Source organism: Caballeronia concitans, assembly GCF_001544615.1.
In the GTDB taxonomy this organism is placed as follows: domain Bacteria; phylum Pseudomonadota; class Gammaproteobacteria; order Burkholderiales; family Burkholderiaceae; genus Caballeronia; species Caballeronia concitans.
The window spans coordinates 390,854-415,617 of sequence record NZ_FCNV02000003.1; the positions used below are offsets into that span (position 1 = coordinate 390,854).

General features: G+C 59.1%; 23 protein-coding genes. 7 read left to right on the forward strand and 16 right to left on the reverse strand.

All coding sequences use genetic code 11. The annotated features are described in order from the left end of the window. Window positions 1–364 precede the first annotated feature (364 nt). Together AWB72_RS11415 and AWB72_RS11420 are read right to left on the reverse strand one after the other, a co-directional pair. Window positions 365–694 carry a DUF4148 domain-containing protein gene (locus AWB72_RS11415; protein ID WP_040052280.1) on the reverse strand — a complete coding sequence of 110 codons (330 nt, stop codon included), beginning with the start codon at window positions 692–694 and terminating at the stop codon, window positions 365–367. A 79-nt stretch (window positions 695–773) separates the two neighbouring features. After that, window positions 774–1,685 (reverse strand): ketopantoate reductase family protein, encoded by a 912-nt coding sequence (locus tag AWB72_RS11420; protein ID WP_087128092.1) that lies wholly within the window; start codon window positions 1,683–1,685, stop codon window positions 774–776. 416 nt (window positions 1,686–2,101) lie between these two features. On the opposite strand from AWB72_RS11420, the gene AWB72_RS11425 reads away from it, so the two are divergent. Both AWB72_RS11425 and AWB72_RS11430 read left to right on the forward strand, forming a co-directional pair. Next, on the forward strand, window positions 2,102–2,812 hold the full coding sequence (locus AWB72_RS11425) for a FadR/GntR family transcriptional regulator (protein WP_040052281.1): 711 nt from the start codon (window positions 2,102–2,104) through the stop codon (window positions 2,810–2,812). A gap of 95 nt (window positions 2,813–2,907) precedes the next feature. Further along, window positions 2,908–3,381, forward strand: coding sequence for a ferritin-like domain-containing protein (locus AWB72_RS11430; RefSeq protein WP_040052282.1), 474 nt, complete (start codon window positions 2,908–2,910; stop codon window positions 3,379–3,381). A 57-nt stretch (window positions 3,382–3,438) separates the two neighbouring features. Here the strand turns inward: AWB72_RS11430 and AWB72_RS11435 are convergent, their stop codons facing one another. Beyond that, window positions 3,439–4,095, reverse strand: a complete 657-nt coding sequence (locus AWB72_RS11435) for a peroxiredoxin (RefSeq protein ID WP_040052283.1) — start codon at window positions 4,093–4,095, stop codon at window positions 3,439–3,441. Window positions 4,096–4,394: 299 nt separating this feature from the next. Here AWB72_RS11435 and AWB72_RS11440 point away from each other — a divergent pair, with 299 nt between their 5' ends. Then, a complete protein-coding gene (locus AWB72_RS11440) occupies window positions 4,395–5,906 on the forward strand; it encodes an amino acid permease (protein ID WP_040052284.1) in 1,512 nt (503 codons plus the stop codon). 3 nt (window positions 5,907–5,909) lie between these two features. Here AWB72_RS11440 and AWB72_RS11445 read toward each other — a convergent pair whose 3' ends face one another. The 7 genes from AWB72_RS11445 to AWB72_RS11475 form a co-directional block, all read right to left on the reverse strand. After that, window positions 5,910–7,922, reverse strand: a complete 2,013-nt coding sequence (locus tag AWB72_RS11445) for an acyl CoA:acetate/3-ketoacid CoA transferase (RefSeq protein WP_040052285.1) — start codon at window positions 7,920–7,922, stop codon at window positions 5,910–5,912. Window positions 7,923–7,996: 74 nt separating this feature from the next. Beyond that, window positions 7,997–8,731: an ABC transporter ATP-binding protein gene (locus AWB72_RS11450; RefSeq protein WP_040052286.1), complete on the reverse strand. Its 735-nt coding sequence runs from the start codon at window positions 8,729–8,731 to the stop codon at window positions 7,997–7,999. Between the two features lie 50 nt (window positions 8,732–8,781). Continuing rightward, window positions 8,782–10,725 carry a branched-chain amino acid ABC transporter ATP-binding protein/permease gene (locus AWB72_RS11455; RefSeq protein ID WP_040052377.1) on the reverse strand — a complete coding sequence of 648 codons (1,944 nt, stop codon included), beginning with the start codon at window positions 10,723–10,725 and terminating at the stop codon, window positions 8,782–8,784. 10 nt (window positions 10,726–10,735) lie between these two features. Next, window positions 10,736–11,608, reverse strand: a complete 873-nt coding sequence (locus AWB72_RS11460) for a branched-chain amino acid ABC transporter permease (protein WP_040052287.1) — start codon at window positions 11,606–11,608, stop codon at window positions 10,736–10,738. A 100-nt stretch (window positions 11,609–11,708) separates the two neighbouring features. Continuing rightward, window positions 11,709–12,920, reverse strand: coding sequence for an ABC transporter substrate-binding protein (locus AWB72_RS11465; protein ID WP_374728893.1), 1,212 nt, complete (start codon window positions 12,918–12,920; stop codon window positions 11,709–11,711). 235 nt (window positions 12,921–13,155) lie between these two features. After that, on the reverse strand, window positions 13,156–13,866 hold the full coding sequence (locus AWB72_RS11470; RefSeq protein WP_040052289.1) for an anti-sigma factor family protein: 711 nt from the start codon (window positions 13,864–13,866) through the stop codon (window positions 13,156–13,158). Then, window positions 13,853–14,491: an RNA polymerase sigma factor gene (locus tag AWB72_RS11475; protein ID WP_040052290.1), complete on the reverse strand. Its 639-nt coding sequence runs from the start codon at window positions 14,489–14,491 to the stop codon at window positions 13,853–13,855. The genes AWB72_RS11470 and AWB72_RS11475 overlap by 14 nt, the downstream gene beginning before the upstream one ends. 193 nt (window positions 14,492–14,684) lie before the next feature. Between AWB72_RS11475 and AWB72_RS11480 the strand changes: the two genes are divergently transcribed. Together AWB72_RS11480 and AWB72_RS11485 are read left to right on the forward strand one after the other, a co-directional pair. Next, entirely contained in the window at window positions 14,685–15,665 is a 981-nt protein-coding gene (locus AWB72_RS11480) for a metallophosphoesterase family protein (RefSeq protein ID WP_052450050.1), read from the forward strand. Next, entirely contained in the window at window positions 15,662–16,033 is a 372-nt protein-coding gene (locus AWB72_RS11485; protein WP_040052291.1) for a cupredoxin domain-containing protein, read from the forward strand. Before AWB72_RS11480 ends, AWB72_RS11485 begins: the two co-directional genes overlap by 4 nt. A 25-nt stretch (window positions 16,034–16,058) precedes the next feature. On the opposite strand, the gene AWB72_RS11490 is transcribed toward AWB72_RS11485, so the two are convergent. From AWB72_RS11490 to AWB72_RS11500, 3 genes are all read right to left on the reverse strand, one after another. After that, complete coding sequence (locus AWB72_RS11490) at window positions 16,059–17,162, reverse strand: 4-hydroxyphenylpyruvate dioxygenase family protein (protein ID WP_040052292.1); 1,104 nt, start codon at window positions 17,160–17,162, stop codon at window positions 16,059–16,061. A 136-nt stretch (window positions 17,163–17,298) separates the two neighbouring features. After that, on the reverse strand, window positions 17,299–17,547 hold the full coding sequence (locus AWB72_RS11495; protein ID WP_040052293.1) for a hypothetical protein: 249 nt from the start codon (window positions 17,545–17,547) through the stop codon (window positions 17,299–17,301). Window positions 17,548–17,557: 10 nt separating this feature from the next. Further along, window positions 17,558–18,067, reverse strand: coding sequence for a lecithin retinol acyltransferase family protein (locus tag AWB72_RS11500; RefSeq protein WP_040052294.1), 510 nt, complete (start codon window positions 18,065–18,067; stop codon window positions 17,558–17,560). A gap of 389 nt (window positions 18,068–18,456) precedes the next feature. Between AWB72_RS11500 and AWB72_RS11505 the strand changes: the two genes are divergently transcribed. After that, complete coding sequence (locus tag AWB72_RS11505; protein ID WP_040052295.1) at window positions 18,457–18,747, forward strand: hypothetical protein; 291 nt, start codon at window positions 18,457–18,459, stop codon at window positions 18,745–18,747. A gap of 78 nt (window positions 18,748–18,825) precedes the next feature. Then, window positions 18,826–19,596, forward strand: a complete 771-nt coding sequence (locus AWB72_RS11510; RefSeq protein WP_040052296.1) for a PP2C family protein-serine/threonine phosphatase — start codon at window positions 18,826–18,828, stop codon at window positions 19,594–19,596. Window positions 19,597–19,601: 5 nt separating this feature from the next. On the opposite strand, the gene AWB72_RS11515 is transcribed toward AWB72_RS11510, so the two are convergent. Genes AWB72_RS11515 through AWB72_RS11525 form a run of 3 tightly spaced genes read right to left on the reverse strand, consistent with a single transcriptional unit; the run spans window position 19,602 to window position 24,750 of the window. Continuing rightward, window positions 19,602–20,912: a sigma-54 interaction domain-containing protein gene (locus AWB72_RS11515; protein WP_040052297.1), complete on the reverse strand. Its 1,311-nt coding sequence runs from the start codon at window positions 20,910–20,912 to the stop codon at window positions 19,602–19,604. After that, a complete protein-coding gene (locus tag AWB72_RS11520; protein ID WP_040052298.1) occupies window positions 20,909–23,968 on the reverse strand; it encodes a peptidase domain-containing ABC transporter in 3,060 nt (1,019 codons plus the stop codon). Before AWB72_RS11520 ends, AWB72_RS11515 begins: the two co-directional genes overlap by 4 nt. 32 nt (window positions 23,969–24,000) lie before the next feature. Beyond that, window positions 24,001–24,750, reverse strand: coding sequence for a peptidylprolyl isomerase (locus tag AWB72_RS11525; RefSeq protein ID WP_040052299.1), 750 nt, complete (start codon window positions 24,748–24,750; stop codon window positions 24,001–24,003). Between the last annotated feature and the right edge of the window lie 14 nt (window positions 24,751–24,764).

The window sequence follows — 24,764 nt, forward strand, 5'->3', positions numbered from 1 at the left end:
GTTTGCTATCCCGTGACGGGGTCTCTCCGCTGCCATCCAGATTCGGCAATTATTTCTTAAGCACTCGATTCGTCTCGATTGCGCCGCGTTGCCGAACTGCGCGTGGACCCAGAGCCGCACGCTTTAAGGATGGTTTAAGCATCGAAGACTAAAAAGGACCATGCGGTTGCGGCAAGCATGATGGGGCCGTGACGCGTCCACGCGGATGGTTGTACCGGGCAACGCTTTCGGCGCACGCAACGGCGCATGAAGCGCAGGCGATGACCATCCCATTTGAGCCCGGCTCTCAGCCGGGCTCTTTTTTTGGTTGAGCGTGACGCCATTCAAGGACATCACGCTGCATGCACTAACGACTCAGCGACGTTCAATGACCGAAATAGACGGGCTTGCTGCCGTCGTTCATGGGACGCATCGCCCGCATGCCTGCCGCCGACGTCCCGCTATTCACGCCACCGTACTCACTGTTCTGATTCTGCATCACGCCGTTCTGCCGCGATGCACGGCTTTCGGCAGCCTGGATGTCGTTGGGGTAAGTCGTGCGGTCCGACTGGCCCGGGTTATAGCCCGCAGCTTCCACCTGCCGCAAGTCCTGCTGAACTTGCGAGCGGGTCATGGACGAATCGGCTTGAGCGAATGAAAGTATCGGCGCTGCCAGGACGGCAGCGGCGGCCACAGCTTTGACGAACGATTTCATGGCGAACCTCCGGTTTGTAGAGCAGCGCGATGTATTTATGCGCTTGCCACGGAATTTCAGCATCGTCCGTGCCCGGCATTTAGCGCTTCTCTTCGCCCTTCCCGGCCTGGTTCTCCAAAAGTTTGACGAGGACATGAAGCATGCGATTAGCAGGCGTCGGGATGCCGGACGCCTCCCCGCGCCGCACGATCAGGCCGTTCAAATGATCGATCTCGCTGCGCTTGCCGCGCGCCATGTCCTGAGCCGTCGATGAATATTGATTGGGCATCGTCTCGGCGATACCGCGCACTGCCGCATCGACGTCGCCGGGAATGGTCACGCCATCTGCTTTCGCAACGGCCAGGCATTCGTCGACTACATCGCGCATTGCACGCGTCACGCCCTCGCCTTGAACCAGACGTCCGTAGGGTGTCTGTGTGATCGCCGATAGCGCGTTGTAGGCGCAATTGAGCACGAGCTTGGCCCATAGCGCGCCGCGCACGTTATCGGATATCTCGGTCGGCACCGACGCAGCCGCCAGCGTGCGAGCAACCTCTTCACTCATGCTCGAAGGTTCGATCACCAGTTCGCCTCTGCCGTGATGCCTGATGTGCCCCGGCCCTGCCATTTCAGCCGCGACATAGACCACGGCGGCCGCCACTTCCTGCGGCAGCAGTTCGCGCAAGCGCTCCGCATTCTCGACGCCGTTTTGCAACGACAAGACAAGCGTGCGTTCATGCAGATACGGTTTGAGCGCGAGAGCGGCGCTATCCGTGTCCGTCGACTTCACGCAAAACAGCACGACGTCCGCGTTTTTTGCCGCGCCGGCTTCGCTGCTTGCGTCGAGGCGCAAGTACTCGTCGAAGCTCTTTGTATCGAGCCTTAGACCATCGCGTTGAATGGCTTCGACATGCCGTGGCCGCGCGATGAGCACGACATCATGACCCGCGCGTGCAAGCATGCCGCCGTAATAGCAGCCTACTGCACCCGCACCCATTACGGCGATCTTCATATCGGTTTCCTCGTTGAATTCACGGACGAGAAAATAACATAACGCCGCCATGCACTGCCTGCCATGCGACACCAACGGCAAACGCTTGCGCGCGGCGACGCGCCCCTTGCTTTGTGTGCCGACGCACGATAGTCAGTCGAATTCGTTATGAACCATATTGTTAAACGGTGGCGTGGGACGCTACGCTTTGCTGCAGCGGATCGACGGGTATGTGCCCAACAACGGCCGACCGCTATGGGGATTGTGCTGCGTGCTCGTTCCGGTATCGGCAATGAGTATTGGAATAACGATCGCGGCACAGGGAGACCAACTCACGGCGCACCGAGGCGTCAACATCAGGAAGAACAAAAAAGCGGCAGCGGCCCACCAACGGGCACCGCATGGCCGAAGCGTGGGCGTTTTCACGAGAACAAAAAATGAACCATGGATATGAAGCATCGCTCGTCAAGCGAGTCGTCAATCAGCTTGTCGCGAGCATCGTCAACGGAGAATACAAAGACAATGTCCTGCCGCCACAAGTGATCCTTTCAAAGAAGCATGGTGTTTCCCGGACCATCATGCGCGAAGCGTTAAGCGTTCTTATCTCACGGCGCATGCTCGATGTCCGGCCCAAGACGGGCACGCGCATCCGGCCTGCAGGCGAATGGCTCATCATCGATTCTGAAGTCGCGGAGTGGCGGTTGCGCGCCCTGCCCGATACCGACTGCATGCGCCGGCTGGTTCATTTCCGCTCGCTCGTCGATCCACCCGCCGCCGCGCTTGCCGCGACGCGCGCCAACCGGCATCAGCGTATCGCCATCAATGCAGCTTTTCAGCGGCTCGTGCATGCATCGCCTTCAGAGGACTTGCAGTCGTCGACGGAGGAAGCGTTGCTTACCGCTATTGTCGATGCCAGCGGCGATGAAGTCTTGCGCCAGATGGGAAGCGTCGTTCGCGTCGGCATAAGGGCGTTGAAAGCGTCACTGCGCATGCAACCGAATGCGCTCGCGCGCGTGACCGAATCGCAGCTGAGCGATTATGGCCGCGTCGTGCGTGCGATCGATACGGCCGACGGCAACGGCGCTCGCCTCGCGATGTCGCAAGTGCTTGGCCGCACCGCTTCGATGTGGGTGGAAGAACCGGTCTGATATGCCCGCGTACGCCGATTGCAATCCGTGACTACAATGGTCGAGTGCCTTGAGTGGCCGTGAAGCGCTTCGCAACGCAATGACCGGAGGCAACGATGGCAGAGCTCGACAAGGAGGAAGTCGTCGGCGTACTGAACCGGATTCTCGAATCGGAACTCGCCGGCGTCGTGCGCTATACGCATTATTCGTTTCTGGTGTTCGGCTTCGGCCGCATTCCGATCGTGTCGTGGCTACGCGCGCAGGCCGACGAATCGTTGATGCATGCGCATCAGGCGGGCGAATGGATCACGACGCTCGGCGCCTATCCGTCGCTCGCAATCGGTCCGCTGCTCGACAATCACACGTTCGATATCGCGACGATTCTGCGTGAATCATTGCAAGCGGAAAATGTTGCGCTCGACTTGTATCGTCAATTGCTCCATCTTGTCGAGGACCGGTCGGTCGCGCTGGAGGAATACGCGCGGCAGATGATTCAAACCGAAGAACTGCATGCGGGCGAGGTGGACAAGATGCTGCGCCGCCCCGGAGAAGTCGATACTTCGCCGGAAAGACGAACCGGGCATAGCTAAAGAAAAACGCGCTGGCCCGTACGAAACGGCCAGCGCGTTTTCACAGATACAAAGAACTTACTTCGGCTGCGCCACGGTGCGCAAATAAGGCTTGAGCGTCTTGAAGCCTTCCGGATATTTCTTCTTGGCGTCCTCGTCGGAGACGGACGTCGGAATGATCACGTCCTCGCCCGGCTTCCAGTTCACGGGCGTCGCAACCGTATGCTTCGCGTTCAGTTGCAGCGCATCCAGCAAGCGCAGCACTTCGTCGAAGTTGCGGCCCGCACTCATCGGATAAGTGAACGTGGCCTTGATCTTCTTGTCCGGGCCAATGATGAACACTGCGCGAATGGTTGCGTTGTCCACCGCCGTACGCGGGCCACCGCCGCTCGCGTTGGGATGGATCATGTCATAGAGCTTCGCCACGTTCAGGTCCGCGTCGCCGATCATCGGGTAGTTCACGGCCGCGCCCTGAGTTTCCTCGATGTCCTTCGCCCATTTCGAATGGTTATCGACAGGGTCGATGGACAGCCCGATGATCTTCGTATTGCGCTTGTCGAACTCGGGCTTGAGCTTCGCCATATAGCCGAGTTCCGTGGTGCAGACGGGCGTGAAGTCCTTGGGATGCGAGAACAGAATGGCCCACTGGTCGCCAATCCACTCATGAAAACGGATCTGGCCTTGGGTGGTTTCTGCGGTGAAATCGGGGGCTTCATCACCAATACGGATGGACATATTTGATCTCCACGTTAGAAATTGGTCGGTGAGCGTTTCGTATACCGATGCGAAACGGCTTTCCGGGTATGAGCGCAACTGACAAACCGATTATAGTGCGCCCCACATCCGGGCGGACTGGCCTGGCCTTTTCCCCGCGTCGCGAGTATGGTTTAAGGCATGGAAAGTGCTAAATCGAGCGCACGTTCCAGGCAGACGATCCTTCGCCACTCGTAATCCCCGGGAAAATCTGCTATCACGGATGAGCGATAATCTGGGACGGCCCAAGTGCCGTCGCAAAGGAGGCGATCGTGACCGTCATGCGAAAGAAGACCGTGGCCGCGTTGCAAACCGAGGCCGGAGAAACGGAGGAGATGCTTCAGGAAACGCACGGCGGCCATGCATTGAAGCGAACCTTGTCTGCGTTGGATGTCGTGTTGCTCGGCATCGGCTGCATCATCGGCGCGGGGATTTTCGTGCTGACGGGCCACGCGGCCGCTGCGAACGCGGGCCCTGCCATCGTCATTTCGTTCGTGCTCGGTGCAATCGTTTGCGCACTGGCCGGACTGTGTTACGCGGAAATGGCATCGACGGTGCCGGTGTCCGGCAGCGCCTATACCTATGCGTACGCCACCATGGGCGAACTCATCGCGTGGCTCATCGGCTGGGATCTGATACTCGAATATGCGGTCGGTGCGACGACGGTCGCCATCGGCTGGTCGGGCTACGTCGTGAGCTTTCTGCATTCGCTGCATATCGATATACCCGCGCAACTCTCTCAAGCGCCCTTCGCTTACGAGCCAGGCAAAGGCTGGAGTCACGCCGGCGCGATCCTCAACGTACCGGCGATGGTGATCGTCGGGCTTATCACTATTCTGCTTGTCGTCGGCATTCGCGAATCGGCGCGCGTCAATAGCTTCATCGTCGTGATCAAGGTGCTGATCGTGCTCGCGTTCATCGCGGCAGGCATCACTTACGTCGATACGAGCCATTGGGTCACCCCGACGAATCCGACAGGCGCATTCCTGCCGCCCAATACAGGCGAGGCAGGCGTCTATGGGATGAGCGGCGTCTTGCGTGGTGCGGCCGTCGTGTTCTTCGCGTATATCGGTTTCGATTCGGTGTCGTGCGTCGCGCAGGAAACGCGCAACCCGAGGCGCGACATGCCGATCGGCCTGCTCGGCTCACTCACCATTTGCACGATTCTCTATGTGCTGGTCTCGTATGTACTCACCGGTATCGTTTCGTACGACAAGCTCAATGTGGCCGATCCTATCGCCGTGGGTGTCGATGCAATCGGCATGCGCTGGCTCTCGCCTATCGTGAAGCTGGGTGCGATCTTCGGTTTGACCTCGGTCATTCTCGTGCTGCTGCTGAGTCAGCCGCGCATTTTCTATTCGATGGCAAAAGACGGCCTGCTTCCGCCTTTTGCTTCGAAGATTCACCCACGCTTTCATACGCCCTATATCACCACGATCGTGACCGGACTCATCGTGATGGTTCTTGCCGGCTTGCTGCCGATCGGTCTGGTCGGCGAACTGGTGAGCATCGGCACGCTATTCGCGTTCGCTGTCGTGTGCATCGGCGTGCTCGTGCTGCGCATCACTCAGCCCGATTTGAAGCGCGCGTTCAAGACGCCCGCGGTATTCATCGTGGCCCCGCTCGGTGCGCTTTCATCCGTATTCCTGATGACGGGACTGCCCGCCGATACATGGATACGCCTCGTCATCTGGATGGCAATTGGCATCGTCATTTACTTCGGCTATGGCATACGCAATAGCAGATTGCGTAACGCACGCGAGACGCCGCCCGCGCACACGGCGAGAAACTGATAGCTAGCCCGCGCGTCGCGTGCCATGTTCGCGCGCTTCCTGCGCGCTTTCATAGATATAAGGCGCGACGCCGCGCTGTTTGAGCGCGTCGCCCAATTTCATACGCAGGAAGCTGCTCGTCGTGTAGCGCGTTACGCCATCATAGAAGTCGTCGACGAGCTTCGTGACCATCTCCGAGTACGCGTCGAGCATCTCGGGGCGGATCGAGAAATTGTCGTAATTCACAATGGCATGCGGCTTGACTTCCACATTCGCTAGCTGATTTTCGACTTCGCGACGAATGGCTTCCACGTCGTGCAACGTGGCAACTTCGTGCCCCTCGAAATTGATAAAGAAAAGATGCTTCTCTGCGTCGTAGCTGAAGCGTTCGGACAAGTCGAGCCCGAGTAGTGCGTTGCGCAGGCCCATCGGCGTGTCGCGGAAAATGCGCTCATCCATCAGTCGCGGCGGCGACTTGATCACGGGCCGAAAACCCATCTGCGCAACGATATCCCGCTCGACATCGATGCCCGGCGCGACCTCCGTCAACACCAGCCCCTCATTGGTCAGTTCGAACACACAGCGCTCCGTGACATAGAGCACGGTTTGCCCGCGCTCGACGGCATAGCGGCCGCTGAATGTGCGGTGTTCCACCGCATCGACGAACTTGCGGCAATCGCCATCGCGGCGAATGTCGAGCTTGCCGTCGTCGATGGCAATGTCCAGCTTGCCCGCGTTGAAGGTGCCGACGAACACGACCTTCTTCGCCGCCTGACTGATGTTGATGAAGCCACCCGCGCCTGCGAGTTTCGGACCGAACTTGCTCACATTCAGATTGCCTTCGCGATCCGCTTGCGCAAGCCCCAGAAACGCGATGTCCAGACCGCCGCCATCGTAGAAGTCGAATTGATACGGCTGATCGATGATGGCCTGCGTATTCGTGGCCGCGCCGAAATTGAGGCCGCCAGCGGGAATGCCGCCGATCACGCCGGGCTCTGTCGTCATGGTGAACAGATCGATGACCTGCTCTTCATTCGCGACACTGGCTATGCCTTCCGGCATGCCGATGCCGAGATTCACGACGCTATTGGCCATCAACTCGAATGCGGCGCGGCGCGCGATGATCTTGCGTTCGTTGAGCGGCATGGGCGGCACGGAACTCGCAGCCACGCGCAATTCGCTGGAAAAGGCGGCACTGTATTGCTCGCCGAAGGTCTGCCAATGATTCTCAGGCCGCGCGACGACGACGCAATCCACCATCACACCGGGGATCTTCACTTGCCGCGAATGGAGCGTGTTGGATTCCGCCAGCCGCTCCACTTGCGCGATGACGATGCCGCCTGAATTGCGGGCGGCCATCGCAATAGAGAGCGCTTCAAGGGTGAGCGCTTCCTTTTCCATCGTGACATTGCCGTTGAGATCCGCAGTCGTGCCTCTCACGATAGCGACATCGATTGGAAACGCCTTGTAGTACAGAAAGTCCGTGCCGTCTATTTGCATGAGCCGCACGATGTCTTCGGTCGTGCGTGCATTGAGTTTGCCGCCGCCGTTGCGTGGATCGACGAACGTGCCTAAACCCACGCTGGAGAGTTGCCCGGGCCGATGCGCGGCGATATCGCGAAAGAGTTGCGAGATAACGCCTTGCGGCAGGTTATATGCCTCGATGCGGTTCTCGATTGCCATTCTTTGCAATCCCGGCACGAGGCCCCAATGTCCGCCAATCACTCGCTTGATCAGACCTTCATGCGCGAAATGGTTGAGGCCTTTCGTGCGGCCGTCGCCCTGGCCCGCCGCATAAACGATCGTGAGATTCGCAATCGGCTCCTGACCTTCGGCGGCGCCTTGCTCTTTCTCTTCGAGATACCGCGCTTCGAGCGCGATCGCGACTTCTTCCGCGAAGCCGACGCCTACAAAGCCGCTCGTCGCAATGGTGTCGCCTGGGCGAATCAATCTCACTGCCTCGCGTGCGGACACGATCTTGCCGCGCTCCACGAGGCGCGCTGACGATGGAAACGGATGGCGAGGCGTGGCGGTCATGGCGTCTCCCTTTATTCGATGCCCGTGCTAACGATCATCACGATGTTTCGCATCACGGTATCACCAAATCGCCCTCAATGACTCGCGCCGAGGTAGGCCGCCTTGACGGAAGGATCGTTGCGCAGTTGTTCCGCTGGGCCGTGCGTTGCGACTCGGCCATTCTCCAGCACATATCCGTAATCCGCGACATTCAACGCGGCAGCGGCGAATTGTTCGACGAGCAGCATCGTCACGCCGTCCTGCTTGAGACGCTCGATGATGCGAAATACTTCTTCGACGAGAATGGGTGCGAGACCCATCGAGGGTTCATCGAGCAGCACGAGGTCCGGATTCAGCATGATTGCGCGTGCCATCGCAAGCATTTGCTGTTCGCCGCCCGAAAGCGTGCCGGCAAGCTGATGCCGGCGTTCCTTCAGACGCGGAAAAATTTCGATCGCGCGTTCGAGATCGGCCGCGACGTCGCCCTTCGGACGCGCCCACGTCAGGCGTGGAAACGCCCCGAGCAGCAGGTTGTCCGTGACCGACATCGTCGCGAAGACGCGTCTTCCTTCCGGCGAATGCGCGAGGCCCAGGCGTGCGATCTTGTGCGAGTCCATCGCGTCGATGCGCTTCGCCGCATTGCCGACGCCCATCGTTATTTCGCCGTCGGTCGGCTTGATCATGCCGGATATGGCGCGCATGGTGGTCGTCTTGCCCGCGCCGTTCGAGCCGATCAGCGTGACCACTTTTGCCTTGGGCACATTGAGCGATATGCCGTGCAGCACTTTGACCTTGCCGTAGCCCGCGTGGAGGTTTTTTATCGTCAGCATCGATGGTCCTTCGTTTGCATAGCCCCGCGATATCACTCAAAGGAATGTCTTCAGGCCGTTTGCGCAGCTTGTCCGCCGAGATAGGCTTCGATGACTTTGTCATTAGCCTGAATTTCCGCAGGCTTGCCTTCGGCGATCTTCTGCCCGAAGTCCAGCACGGACACGGTATCGCACACGCTCATGACTACGTCCATGTGATGCTCGATCAGCACCACGGTGATGCCGTGATGGCGCACCTTGCGAATGATGGCGACGAGTTCGCGAATATCGGGCGCAGTGAGTCCGGCAGCGGGTTCATCGAGCAAAAGCAATTGCGGATCGAGCGCAAGCGCGCGCGCGATTTCCAGCAGACGCTGCTTGCCGTAAGGAAGATTGCGCGCCTCCTCGCCCGCAACGTGCTCGAGTCCCACGAAGCGCAGCATATTGAACGCACGCTCGCGCGCTGCACGTTCTTCGCGCCGATAACGCCCGGTCATGACGCCGACATCCGCGAAATTCGAGCGAAACGTATGGTGCAAGCCGACGAGGACGTTTTCCAGTGCGGTCATTTCACCGAAGAGCTGCACGTTCTGAAAAGTGCGCGCAATGCCCGACAACGCAATCCTCGACGACGTGCGCCCCGCAATCGCCTGCCCCTGATATTCGATCACGCCCGCGGTCGGCACATAGATGCCCGTCAGTACATTCATCATCGTGCTCTTGCCCGATCCGTTCGGACCGATCAGGCCATGAATCGTGCCGCGCTTGACCGTCAGGCTGACATCGTTGAGCGCCTTGAGGCCGCTGAATTGCATCAGCACGCCTCGCACATCGAGAATGGCGTCGGCGCCTTCGGTCGCCACGGCAGCGACGGCATCGCCTTCACGCGTATCGCTTGCAAGGGCTTCGGTGTCGACCTTGGTCACACGCACGCGGCCCATATGCAACGTCTTGCGCACGAAACCGACTATGCCGTCCTGCAGGTAATACACGACGAGCAGAATCATCAAGCCGAAAATGGTCAGGCGCCAGTCGGTGAGCGCGTCGATCCAGAACGAGAAAGCAGCGAGACCCGCAGTGCCGATGACCGGTATGGCGACGCGTTGCGGTGTCGTCGTCTTGCGCGCCAGCGCGAGTGCAGCCCCCGCAACGACGAGCACCGCAAGCGCCGTCGCGACGACTCTGAAGTTGGCGATATCGTCGAGCAGCTTGGGCAACATCACGATCACCGTCGAACCGATGATCGCGCCCGTGCGCGTCTTGCGACCGCCCATGATGATCGCAAGCAAGAAGAGAATAGTGAGTTCGAAGTTATACGTGTTGGGCGAAATGTATTGCTCGGAGTATGAATAGAGACACCCCGCCAGTCCGGCAAAGCCCGCGCTGATGACGAACGCATAAACCTTATAGCGATAAACCGACACGCCCATGCAGTCCGACGCAATGGGACTATCGCGCAAGGCTTCGAATGCGCGCCCGAGATGCGACTTCAACACGCGATGCACGACAATGAGCGACGCAACCAGCAGCGCCGCCACGAGCCAGTAGTACTGCACTTCGTCGAGTCTGTGACCGGCGAACATCGGCTTGGAAATCTTGAGTCCCATTGGGCCGTTCGTCAGAAAATCCATCTCATTGATCAGGATCTGGATGATGGTGCCGAACGCGAGCGTGACCATCGCGAGATAAGGGCCGGACACGCGCAGCGCAGGCAACGCGAGTATCGCGCCGAATGCGGCCGTTACCGCGATGGCGAGCGGCGCAGTCACATAGAAAGGCATGCCGAGCTTGGCGAACAGCACGCCCGCTGTATATGCGCCGACGCCGAACAAGCCCGCGTGTCCGAGCGACACCTGTCCCGTGTAACCCACCACGATATCGAGCCCGAACAACAGGATCGCGTAAATCATGATGGTTTCGACGAGATGGATGTAATACGGATTACCCGACAGGACCGGGAAAATCGCGAGCGCCGCAAGGCCGACGAAGGCCGCAATCCAGTTCTTTGCTTTCATCATGGCTGCCTCAGACCTTCTTGATCGCCGTCTTGCCGAAGAGACCCGCAGGCTTCACGGCCAGCACGATCAATAGCAATACGAGCCCTGGCACGTCCTTGTAGCCGGTGGAAATATAGAAGCCGGTCGTGGTTTCGGCGATGCCCAGAATCATGCCGCCGACGATAATGCCCATGCCGCTCGACAAGCCGCCGATGATCGCCACGGCAAAAGCCTTGAGCCCGAGCACCGCGCCCATCGTCGCGCCCGTGAGCGTAAGCGGTGCAATGAGAACGCCCGCGAACGCCGCTGTCAGCGACGAAAGCGCATAAGAGAACGTGATGACGAGCCCCGTGTTGATGCCCATGAGCGCGGCCGCATCGCGATCGTTGGCCGTCGCGACGACTGCCTTGCCGAAGATCGTCTTGCGATTGAAGAACTCAACCGCGAGCATCATGACGAGTGCGCCGCCCACGACGAGCAATTCCATCGGCAATACATTCGCGCCGAAGACCTTCAACGGCGCTTCGGGCAACGGCGACGGAAAGCGCAGATCGTCACGGCCCCACACGTTTTCCGCGACATTCTTGAAGATGATGCCGAGCGCGATCGTCGACATGATCCAGCCGAATTCCGACTTGATCTTGATGGCCGGCCGCACGCCGATTCGCTCGACGAACGAGCCTTGCACGAGCCCGAAGAGACACACGAGCGGAATCATCAGCCAGTAATTGACGCCTGCCGACACGAGCGTCAGGCCCACGAGTGCGCCGAGCATGAGCGCATCGCCCTGGCCGAAGTTCAGCGTGCCCGACGTCGCGAATGTGAGCTGGTAGCCGAATGCGATCACCGCGTAGATCATGCCGAGCGCGATGCCGCTATAAATGAGCTGGAGGAGAATCATCGTATGGACGCCTTAGAATCGGTACACGAAGCGCATACAGCAAGCCGCGCCCGCCTTGCATGGCGGGCGCGGCTTTTACCCTCGGAATGAAACTCGTGCGTCAGTTCGAAGCGGTCGTCGTCTGCTTGGCGCGCAGGGTGCTACCGCCTTTCTTGTCCGCGTCGTAGGCGTAAATCACTCGGCCGCCCTTCACTTCGCCGATGACCGGCACGTTCGGGCTGATCGCTTCATGATCTTGCTTCGTGAACGGCTTGTCGTAGGACATCACCACGCCATCGACTTTCGTGTTCAGATTCTCAAGCGCTTGCTTGACCTTCGGACCGTCCGTCGAGCCGGCCTGCTTGATCGCCGCTGCAAGCAGATAAACCGAGTCATAGCCTTGCGCCGCCGACACCGGTGAATCGATGCGGTCGTTCTTCGGCTTGAATTCCTTGAGATACGCTTCGATGAACGCCTTGCGCTTGGGCGTATTCGCGTCCTGAATGAAGGTCTGCGGCATGCGGGCGCCTTCGCCGTTCGCGCCCGCGTTGTCGATATAGTTCGCCATCGAGAGCGTCCAGCTGCCGATCAGCGGCACTTTCCAGCCCAGCTTGGCCATGCCGTTGGCAATTTGCGCAAGCTCCGGCCCAATGCCATACGTCAGGACGGCTTCGGCGCCCGCCTCTTTTGCCTTGAGCAATTGAGCGGTCATGTCGACGTCCTTGATATTGAATTTCTCGACCGCTACGGGCTTGACGCCTTTCGCCGCCAAAGCCTTTTCGAGGTCTTCACGGCCAAGCTGACCGTAGTTAGTGGAGTCGGCGAGAATGGCGACCTTCTTGAAGCCACGCTTGGTCACGGCTTCTTCGACGATCATCGGCGCCTGAATGCGGTCTGCCGCGGCATTGCGGAAAACGTAGTTGTCGGGCTGATCGTCGAATTGCTTCGTCACGACCGAACCCGTCGCCACATTGTTGAAGACGGGAATCTTCGCTTCCTGAAAGAAGCGCTGCGACGCGAGCGCCACACCGGTATTGATATAACCCACTACCGCGACCACTTTTTCCTTGTTGATGAGTTCTTGAGCGATCTGCACGCCGCGCTCGTTCTTCGCTTCGTCGTCGCGTTCGACGAGTACGATCTGCCGGCCAAGCACGCCGCCCGACTTGTTGATCTCCGCCGTGGCGAGCCGCACGCCGTCGCGCATGCTGACGCCCATCGACGACGAGCCGCCCGTGAACGGGCCGTCGACGCCGATCTTGATCGGATCAGCCGCGTAGGCTGACGAAAAAACGCCGAACGCGAGCATGCCCGCGATGAGCTTCATCTGCATTCCCATGTGTGTCTCCGTCGCATGAACCGTTTTTTAAAGGCCTGCCCCGCCCGATTTCTTCTACCTTTCGTTTAATTAGGCGCTTGGTGATCGAGTTTAGAAAAATGTAAGGATCAGACCATATTCGGACATACCCGAACGGCACGAGCGTTAGCGCACATCGGATGAAATCGACAGCGTCCCACGCGGCAAGGGCTATGGGACGCGAAAGAGTGAGTTCTGGCGATGCACCAAGTTAGCGCGGCGTTCCGGCGTCGAGCGCTTGAGTGAATTGGCGCAACACCGAACTGGATGCATCGGTCACGGCCCAGAACGTCATGCCGTCGCGATTCCAGCGCGCAAGCGCATAGCCGTCGTCGGACTGCGTGACGATGGCTTTACCGTCTTCGCGCGACGGCTTTTCCGGAAACACATAGACATCGATGGGATGCTTAAGATACCGATAAACGACCACCGCCACCGGACGATGCCCGACGTAGTCGAGTCTTCCACCCACTAGCGCGAAGCCCGGTCCCGCCGGGTCGATCACCGGCGGCGCGTAATCGATGCGGCCATTGAACCACGGCTTGACAGTGTGTTTATCGCTGGACAGTACGTCGATCGGACGGTCCGACATCAACGCACGCACGTGGCTGGACACGATCTCCTGCGCGATGGGCGCATCGTTATTCAAGCGCGGCGCGGACTGAAACCACAGCATTGCGCCAAGCACGACAGCTGAAAGCGTCGCGCCAGTGAATGCGCCACCGAAGAAAGGCCAAGGCGTGCTGAAGGCAAGCCGCCATGAGCGAGGTTGCTGGCTCTTTTGCGGCTGATGACGCTCTTCACGCGCTGCCTCCTCTCGCACGCGCGACAGCACTTGCGCGCGTAAATGAACCGGCGCGTGCTGATAAAGCGAGCCATCGGTCAGCCTCGTATCGAGCGAGGCGGTTTCATTTTTGTCCATTGCCCGACTCCTCGGAATGACCCGGCCCCAATCTGCGCACGAGCCGCACGCTCGGCCTGTCGCTTTGCGCGGCGCGCACGGCAGTCGCCAACATCTTGCGGCCGCGTGCGAGCCTCGACATGACCGTTCCAATCGGCACGCCCGTGATGGCGGCCACTTCCTTGTAACTCATATCCTCGATTTCACGTAACACCAGCACTTCGCGAAAGACGAGCGGCAAAGCTTCCAATGCGCGATGCACGAGATGCACTTCGTCTTTGCGCACTGCGAGCGTCTCGGGATTCACGCCCGCTTCATCGGACCAGCCGGGCAATGCTTCGTCCCCGGCGATTTCTTCATCGTAAGGCGTCGCATCCGCCAGTTGCACGCGTCGACGCCATTCGGTGAACCACGTGTTCCGCACGATGGCCAGCAGCCACGCACGTGCGTTCGCTTCTTCTTCACCTTCGAAGCCGTCGAAGAAACGGAATGCACGCAAATACGCTTCCTGCACGACATCGTCGGCATCGCTCGCGCTACCCGAGAGCCAGCGCGCGAGGTTGTACGCGGCGTCGATATGCGGCATCACCGTCGCCTCGAAGCGCGCATGCGGGGACTTGCCTTGTTTCGACCTGCTCGGCCACATCGCGCGGGTCTCCTGGTGACGGTTGAACGCACGCTCGAATCACGCGTGCACATCCTCCATTACTGCCGTCGCGGGCGATTTATTCCTATGCTCCCAGAAAATTTTCCGGGAATAACGCGCTGCGCGAGCCGGTTCGATGAACGGATACCGCTAAGGCATTCACTTCACCTAACCCACTCTTAAGGGAATTGCCATGAATATCAAGTTAAACGACCCGCCCGTTATAGAGCCGCTCGACGATCACGGCAAGCGCCGGCGCACCGCGCTGTCCTGCATGGCGTGGGCGGGCGCGGGCGTGCTATGGACACTAAGCGGCGGCGTGCCGCGTTCGCGCCTGATTTCTTCAGCTTATGCCGAAGAAGCGACTCATTCATTCAGCTTCGTGCAAATCAGCGATAGCCATATCGGCTTCAATAAAGACCCGAACACCGAGCCGACGAGCACGCTTCAGGAAGCCATCGGCCAGGTTCGCAAGATGCCTCAGCAGCCTGCGTTCATGATCCATACCGGCGACATCACGCATCTGTCCAAACCCGCCCAATTCGATACGGCCACGCAGATCATCGGCGACGCGGGCATGCCGGTGCATTACGTGCCGGGCGAGCATGATGTGCTCGTCGACAATGGCGATCCATTCTTCTCGCGCTTTTCCAATCAATACGGACGCGGCAGCACGCGCCATTGGTATAGCTTCGACGAAGGCGGCGTGCATTTCATCGGCCTGACCAATGTGATTGACCTCAAGGGCGGCGGACTCGGCTTTCTCGGCGATGAACAGCTCGCGTGGCTCAAGCAGGACCTGCAGGCCAGGAGCAATAGCACGCCGATTGTCGTATTCGCGCATATACCGTTGTGGGCACTTTATCCCGCATGGGGATGGGGCACCGACGACAGCGAGCAGGCGCTCGCCTTACTCAAGCGCTTCGGCTCGGTAACGGTTTTGAATGGCCACGTGCATCAAGTCGCACAGAAAGTCGAAGGCGACATGCGCTTCTACTCCGCCATGTCCACTGCGTTTCCGCAGCCCGCGCCCGGCGCTGCATCTGGACCCGGGCCGATGAAAGTCGGCGCCGACCGTTTGCGTTCGATGCTCGGCTTGCGCGCCGTCACCCATGTTGCGGGACGCGAGCAGTTGGCCATTGTGGATACATCGCTTGCGGAGGCACACGCATGAACGCGAACTTTATCGGCCAGTGCGCGCGCCAGCTTGCCATCGCACTCGTTGTCAGGGGACTCGTGAGCGGAATACCTTCCGCATGCGCCGAAGAACCTGCGCAGCAAATGGCGGCAGTGAGTGTGCCTACCATATCCATCGACAATTTCTCGTTCAGCAAGGCGGCGCTAACGGTTCCGGTCGGTACGAAGGTGACGTGGATCAATCATGACGACATGCTGCATACCGTCGTCGACGGGGGCAAGTCGTTCAAATCCGATCCGCTGGATAGTGGCGACAGCTTCTCGCACGTATTTGATAAGCCGGGCACGTACACGTATTTTTGTTCGCTGCATCCGCACATGACAGGAACGATCATTGTGAAATGAGCGAGCGATGCCAGGGCGTGCCTGTTCAGCTTCGCGCCTTGGCGATCGCGGCCAGGTTGCCTTCGCCGAAGCCATGATGTCCGCGCCGTTCGACGATTTCGAAGAACATGTCGCCCGGCTCGCGCTCGATGAACGTTTGCAGGAAGAGTTGAGGCGTGCCGTCCGGCAATATCTCGCCATCGACGAGAATGCCGCGTGTGCGCAGCTTGTCGATGTCGAGACCGTGACCGGGCAAACGCGCATCGATCTCGTCGTAATAGCGCTGCGGCGGCATGAGGAAACGCACGCCGCGCGCGCTTAGCGCATCGACCGATGCGAAGATATCGGCAGATGCCAAAGCAATGTGCTGCACGCCCTCGCCTTCGTGCCCCGGCAGATATTGCTGCATGAGGTCCGTGCGATAAGTACCTTCCTCATAGACCGTGATTCGAATGGAACCGCAAGGCGAGACCGTCACAGCCGAATCCTGCGAGACATGCCAGTCCGGATGCACTTGATGAATCTCGCGGAAATGCAGTACGTCGTCGTAGAAGTCGAGCCACTCCTGAATCCGGCCCGCGCCGACCGTTTGCGTGAAGTGATCGACTTCGAGCAGACCCGCGCCTTTCAAATCCGCGTTTGCATCGGGAATGGCGCGGAAATCGATGTCATAGATCGATGCTTCGCCGCTATTCTTGCCGGGCCAGTGATCGACGAAATACATATGCGAATCGCCGATGCCCTGAATGGCCGGTATCGCCAGTTCATTAGGGCCGATCTTCTCGCCTTCGAAGTCCCACGCGCCGTAGTCGACCGCGCGCTCATGCGCCGTTTGCGCATCCATCACGCGAATGCCGATAGCCGCAATGCCGACGCCATGCGTTTCTGCAAACCGTGTCGCAAACGAATCCGGCTCGGCGTTGAGCAGAAAATTCATGCTGCCTTGACGATAAAGCGTGACCGCCTTGCTCACGTGCTCGGCCACCGGCGTAAAGCCCAGCCGCTCGAACAGCACGGCGAGCGCTTCCGGATCGGGACTCGAAAACTCCACGAACTCCAGACCGGCAATGCCAAGCGGATTGTCGCTAGCCTGCGTCTCGGAGACCGGGCTGGCGGACGCAGTAAAGTCGGCGGAGTCGGGCTGAGTCATCGGGGCAATACCTCTAATTGTACGAATTGGTTCACTGTCGCGAAAACTACCATGACTTGTGCATCTTGCGCCACGGCATCGTAAACTAGAGTAGCGGCAGCGTGTCGTTCGTGTCAAAGCCCGTCCGACCGGCGCCTCACGCGGCAAGCCGCGATGCACTCATTGAAGGACGCCTCACCTCCGGCGGAAACACGTTCCAGGTACCGTCGTCGTGGCGGAAGAAAATAATCGCGATGAACCCGCCCGCGTGCCATGCCTCGATGCGAACAAAGCGCATGCCCGTGGAATGCGAGCGGCAGAGTTGCACGATGCGTGCCGGATGCGCCGGCGTTGGCGCAAGCCATTTATCGACGGCCCAGTGCAGCGAATTTTCGGCGTTTTGCATGATGGTCTCCTCAAAAGGCCAAAGCCGTGCCCGATCCGTTATTGGCGAGCGCGCTTGCACGGCGGCGGCGCTCGGCGGCGACATAGGCTTGAACGAGCCCCTTGACCGCCTGAATGGCAACCCGTGGATGAACGAAGCACGCGCGCACCTGGTGGCTGCGTGCTTCACCGAACAGGCACCACGAAACGAAGTGCTCGCAGTTATTGGTCAACAGGCGATACCGGTCTTCGCCGAGCCTGCTGCGTGCGCGGCGCACCGCTTCCGGGCCGGAGAAGCGGGCGGCCGGACTCTGACGCACGGTGACGTCATGACCGCCCGCGAATTGAGCGAGACTGACCTCCTCGACCGGACCGCGATGCAGTGACTTCGCGAAGCCGGCATAGTGAATCACCATGCCGTTGCCCGAATAAATGCCGTGATGCGCATAGCCGGAGCGGCACGTGACCAGTTCGGCGCCGAGAGAAAAGCCGGTTGCGGCGGCTTGTTCATCGATCGATCCGGACGTTTGGCTGCTGGACATGGCTGGCTCCGATTTAGCCTCTTCGGGATGGCGCCAGGTGTTTGTGCGGCGCCCTCGTTGCGATGTCATTTGCAGCTTTCTTGCCAGTTTATTAACTCATTGATTTTCATGTATTTAAACGAGCTGGGCCGAATCGGCTAAAGACTTTCTGTCTCAATCAAACCAACTGAAATCGATGCATTCTGTTGGGCCTCTAGCGTCTCCTTGAGCGGGAAGAAAGTGTCGCCTGAGAACCGGCGTCTTGGGCAACGATGTCGGCAAGCCACCAACTCTTTGACTTGGCGCGATTCTGCGGACCCGCGCCGCACGGAGTCTTGACGTCGAAGCGTGCGTCGGCATGGCACTTGCATTGGCTTCGGGCATCGCAAAGAGCCAAGCGGAGATTAGAGATGAGCGCCCTTACCGTGACCGATCTCGACTACGACCGAGAACTGGATCGAGCGGCCATGTCCGCCATCAGCGGTGGAGGCGGCGCGCCGTGGGTTTACGGCTGGATCACGCCGTACATGCCCGATCGTCAACAGGGCTTTGGCGGCGTCGTGAATATCTACGACATCACGAACAATTTCACTGCGGACCAGATGATCAATCAGTTCCAGTCCGTGGATGTTCACAACACCGGCAATGGCGCGAATCTCACCGTCAATCCGAATGCCATGTCGTCGAATACCGCGAGTTGACGCGGCTGATGTTCGATCGCGCCCGTTGGCGCACAATCGGCGGAATGCGCGCTCGCTACCCGATCAAGGGAGGTTGTCGTGACCTTCACCGCTGAGTTTCGATGGACGTCCGCTGCTCGTTCCGATGTCGGCTGCGTACGGCAAGTGAATGAGGATGCCCTGCTCGATTCGCCCGAACGCGGAATATGGGCCGTCGCCGATGGCATGGGCGGACACGCGGTAGGCGATCTGGCGAGCCGCATGGTCATCGAGAGCCTTTCGTATATGTCCGCAGACAACGGACTCGCCGGTGTGATTGCGGATGCGCGGGAACGCCTCATCGACGTGAACGCACAATTGCGTACCGAAGCGGCAAGGCGGCTCGTGTCGCGCATCGGCAGTACGGTCGTGTTGCTCGCAGCGCGCAACGGCGCATGCGCTTATCTATGGGCCGGCGATAGCCGCATTTATCTCTATAGAAACGGACGGCTCGTGCAACTGACACGCGATCACAGTCAGGTGGAAGAACTCAAGGCGCGCGGCCAATTGACGGCTGAAGAAGCGCTGCATCATCCTGCGCAGCATTTGATTACTCGCGCAGTGGGCGCGCTCGACACACTCGAACTGGACGAGAGCACGGTCGCCCTAAAGGACGGCGATACGTTCCTTCTTTGCAGCGATGGCTTGTCTAACGAGGTCAGCGAAGTTGAAATGGCAAGCGAACTTGCGCCGGGCAATTGCGAATGGGCGGCGCAACGGCTGCTGGAAATAGCGCTCGAGCGTGGAGGTCGGGACAATATCTCCCTTGTCGTCGCACATGCAGAAGATGTGCAGGCGATGGACAGGACGCAGATCAATCCATCGCTCTAGCGTTGTTATTCGTGCGCGTCCCTGGCCTTTTGTGCGGCAAGCCGAAAGTCCTTGGAATGCAGTCCGTGTTTTTTCAAGAGCATTTGCAAGTGCGAGCGGTTCATTTCATAGCGTCGGGCAAGCTCGGCGACCGTGCCGCCCACTTCCTGCAAACCGCGTTCGAGGAATGCGCGCTCGGCTTCGTCGCTTGCCACGCGTTTCGCTTCGCTCAGCGAGACCGCCGTGGCAATGCCATTACCGCTCGACGGAGCCCCGCTCATCGCCACCGACAGCGACGACTTCGGCCGAATATCCAGCGGCAGATGATCGATATCGGCCATCTCGCCCGCAAGACAGGCGAGCCGGTACACGATGTTGCGCAGCTCCCGGATATTGCCGGGAAAGTCGTAATTGCGAAGAAAGTCGCGCAGCCGAGGCGACATCTTCACGGGCCGTCGCTTGAGCGTGGCTGCGGCTTCATCGCCGAAATATGCAAGCAACAGCGGTATCTCGTCACGACGTTCGCGCAACGCCGGCAAAGTCACATGAATGACGCTAAGACGATAAAACAGGTCTTCGCGAAAACGCCCTTCATCGCAGAATCGCCTGAGATTACGATTCGTCGCAGCGACGATGCGCGTGTCCACCGCAATCGGCTCGTCGGAACCTACTCGTTGTATTTCATGCGCTTCGAGCACGCGCAGCAATTTCACCTGGCCCGAAAGTGGAAGCTCACCGATTTCATCGAGGAAGATGGTTCCCGTATGCGCGCTTTCGAATTTTCCCTTGCGGTCGTTCGTTGCGCCCGTAAAAGCCCCCTTGCGATGCCCAAACAATTCCGACTCGAGCAGGTTGTCCGGGATCGCGCCGCAATTCACTGAGATATAGGGTTTATCCGCACGCGATCCATTGGCGTGAATGACTTTCGCCATCAGTTCCTTGCCGGTTCCACTCTCGCCGTCGATCAGCACGGGAAGATCGGTTGGCGCGGCTTTCTCCGCTATTTCCAGCGCTTCCAGCAGCTTCGGGTTGTCACCGAATGTGCCTTCGAATACGAAGCTGCGTTCGATCAACGCCTGCCGCCGCGCGCCCGCCGATAGTTCTCGCTTCGGTTCGGAGGCAGCGGCCTGCACGAAGCGCTCCTTGTGCGAAAGCTGCATCACTTCGTCGCGCAAGGCACTTGCCTGGCGCAGCAGCTTCTCGATTTCCGGACGTTCGAGGCGAGAAGTCCATCGCAAGGTCGAGCGCAATATCTCGATCTTTTCGATGAGTCCCGCATACGAAATCGCCGATACAGGGACGCTGCTATCGCTTTCCGGTTGGTCGAGTATCTTCATGCTGCGCTCAATTGCTTCTGCACGAGTTGGTAATACATGCCCTTTCTCGCGACGAGTTCGTCATGCTTGCCCTGTTCGACGATTCCGCCTTCATACAGGACGAGTATTTTGTCGGCCCGCATGATCGTCGAAAGCCGGTGCGCGATGATGACCGCCGTGCGTCCCTTCAAGATCTCCTGCATGTTCCCCAGAATATTGCTTTCCGACTGCGTGTCGAGCGCGGACGTCGCCTCGTCGAACACGAGCAGGCGCGGATCGTGATAAAGCGCACGGGCAATGCATAGCCGCTGAATCTGGCCGCCAGAGAGTCCCACGCCTCGCTCGCCCACCACTTGCTCGTAACCGAGCGGCATGCGCGTGATGAACGCGTGCGCGTCGGCCATTTTGGCGACTTCCTCGATCCGCCGGCGGTCCGGCGCCTCGTCGCCGCTTGCGATGTTGTCCGCAATCGTTCCCGAGAACAGTAGATTGCTTTGCATGACATAGCCGATCTGCGCGCGATAGAAGCCTTTGTCGATCACGTTGATGTCATAGCCATCGACCGTCATCTTTCCCTCGCTTGCCGCATAGAAACCAACGAGTAATTTTGCCAGTGTCGTTTTTCCCGAACCGCTGCGCCCCACCACCGCAATCAGTTCTCCGGGCTTGATATCGAAGCTGATGTTTTCGAGCACGTAAGGCGTATCGCCATCGCCATAACGGAAATACACGCCATTGAAGCTGATGTTCCCTTGAAGGTCCGGCAGCATGACGCGCTGCTGCATCTCTGAAGGCTTTTGCTCGGGCTCGATGTCGAGTACGTCGCCCAGACGCTCCATCGCGACGCCTGCATCGTTGAGCAGGCTCCACAATCCGATCAGCCCCATGAGCGGAGACAGCACGCTTCCCATGAATGCGTTGAATGCAATCAACTGTCCGATGGTCAGCTCGCGCGCAAGCACGAGATTCGCGCCGACCCATAGCACCGCGATGGTCGTCGCCGCGTTCAATAGCTGGCCGCACAAGCCTACGGCGATATTGAACCGCTGGGACTTGTACTGCACTTCGAGCGACTTCGCGTACTTCTTCTCCCACTTGAGCCGCACCGCGCGTTCGATGCCCATGCCTTTGACCGTCTCGACGCCGCCGAGGGCTTCCATCAGGTACGAACGTGCATCCGTGCTCGAACTGAACGTTTCGCGCGCGTTATGCTTCACGCGCGGTGTCGCGAGTACGGTCAGTGCCATCAATGGAATCACGAACGCGATCAGCAGCAGCGTGAGCTTCACGTTGTAGAGAAACATGATCGTGAAGTAGATGAAGATCATCAGAAGGTTCAAGACGGTCGTGACTGTCGACTCCGTGAGAAACGCGCGGATCGTATGATTTTCCTGAAAGCGCGCGAATATGTCGCCCGTCTTGCGCTTTGCGAAGAAACTGAACGGAAGTGAGAACGTGTGCTTGAAGAACTGCGACATCATAGAGAAGTCCATATTGCGCACCATGAAATTGGCGAGGTAGGCGCGTATGGTGGACATCAATTGCGAGAACACGTTGGAGACAATCAGCCCTGCAATCAGCACATGCAACAGTCCGACGTTCTGATGCACGATCACGCCATCCAGTATGTTCTGGATGATCAGCGGCGGCACTACGCCCAGGACCTGAATGACGAACGTAGCCAGAAAGAGGTGCAGCAATATCGTGCGATAGGGCTTCAGATAGCCCACGAAACGTATCCACGGCGAATTCGACACGGCCTTCTGCACGAGGTCCTGTGCCGGCGTGAAAAGCAGACACGTGCCGCTCCATCCGCGTTCGAACTCCCCCGTTGTCATCTTTCTAAAGCCGATGGCCGGGTCCGCTACCCAAACGTTCTCTTTGGAGATTCCATAGACGATGATGTAGTGGTAGCCCTCCCAATGTGCGATAAAAGGCAACTCGAAGCCGCGTAACGATTCATACGTGCATTGCACGCCACGCGTCGTGAAGCCGAGCGCTTCGCCGGCGCGCGCAAGGCTGTCGAGCGTGGCGCCTTGCGTCGTCACATTCGCAAGTTCTCGCAGCTTCCCTAGCGTCATGCTGATGCCGTAATGCCGGCATATCATCGCGAGGCATGCAGCGCCGCAATCCATCTCTTCGGCCTGCTCCACGCACGCAAATCGCTTGATGACGCGCTCGCCAAGTTCGGGCTTCGACTGAAGATCGAGCATCGTGGGCAGCTTGCGGCGCTCGGCCAATTTCCTTTGCCGCTGCAGTTCACGTTCGATGAAGCGGATGCGTTCCTCGAGCACTTCACGCAGCTTGACGTTGCGCTCGATGATGAAATGCACCGTTTTCTCAGGGATGACGAGCAAGCGCGTATCGACACTCGCAATAGCCGACGCCATCTGCTCCTGACGCATCACGCAAGCCTTTTCGCCGAATATTTCCCCGGGACCGAGCGTCGCGAGTAAGTGCTGTTGACCGCCCTCTTCACGCACGATACGCACTTCGCCCTGACGGACGACATAGAGGCGTCTGTCGTCGCGCGAATCCTGCTTCAATATTTCCTTGCCCTCTCCAATGCGCTTGACGCCGACACTGCGCACGCATTCTTCGAGTTCCGCTTTATTCAGCTTGCCCCGTAGATCGAACAGCTTCGCGACGAAGCCGCCCGCCGAATTGATCGCCACATAGCTCGTGACGAATGCGAGCGCCGCAGGATTGCGCGATATGACAGGCTCCACCGCCTTGCGCGGAATGAACAGCAATTCAGTCTTGCCCGAAGAGCGCACAGACGATTCGTGCCGATACTCGCGCAGCATCGCGATATCGGCGAAGGTCTCGTGCTCTTTCTTCACCCCCATGCTGATTTCCTTGCCGTGCTCTTCCGTAAAGATGCGCACGGAGCCGGCTCTCACGACAAACAGCCCATCGGCCGGATCGCCTGCATTGCACACCGTTTCGCCGAAACCATAGCGGCGCGATTCGACGTGCGCAGCCAATTGCTCGATTTCCTCGCGGGAAAACGATGCAAGTATTTCTACACCCGCGAGGAACTCGGCGGTCGAATCGAAGTTGGCAGGTGCGTCCATTTTCGTCAAAAGGCTTTGCGTTGCACTGCGCTTTAGCGCGCTTCGATCACATGCTCTTGCGCGCGCGCAAGGAGCCATTGTTCGCGCAGCAACCGGCGAATTTCACCGGTCACGTCTTCATCGAGCGTCGCGGGATACTTGGCGGTGACCGCGAAAATCTCATAGCCGCCATCCGCTGAAATGAATGGTCCAAGCAGATCGCCGGGCTCGGCATTGAAGACCTTGGCCTCGATGTCGGGCTTGAGTTGCCCACGCATCACGCGTCCAATCACGCCACCGTTGTCGCGCGTATCGGCCAAGGAATGCTCGCGCGCCATGTCGGCGAAGCTGTCGGGATCGTCGTGCAGATACGAAATCATTTCCTTGGCGCTGCCTTCCGTGTCGAGCACGATATGACTGATTTCCATGCTGTCGAACCGTGGCGAATTGAGCTGGAAATACTCTTCAATCTCGGGCTGCGTGCCGACTCGCTCAAGCATTTTTTCCTGATAGAGCGTGTCGGTGATAAAGACTTCGAATTCGTCGAGGCTCACGTGCAGTGCATCGAGATAGTTGTTCATATCGGCCGCCCGATGCAGTCCGCGAATGCGCCGGAATTGATCGGCGCGCGTCTGGATCTCGTCGGCCGACAATTCGACACCCGCTTTTCTGGCGGCGCGCACGGTGAGCTTGTCGCGCACCAGTTGCTCGATGAGACCGTCGAACTGGCCATTGAGCTTGAGCAGCCGGATGAATTCGCTCACGTCGATCACTTCGTCATCGATACGCACAATTGCCGTCATATCGTTCTCCGTTC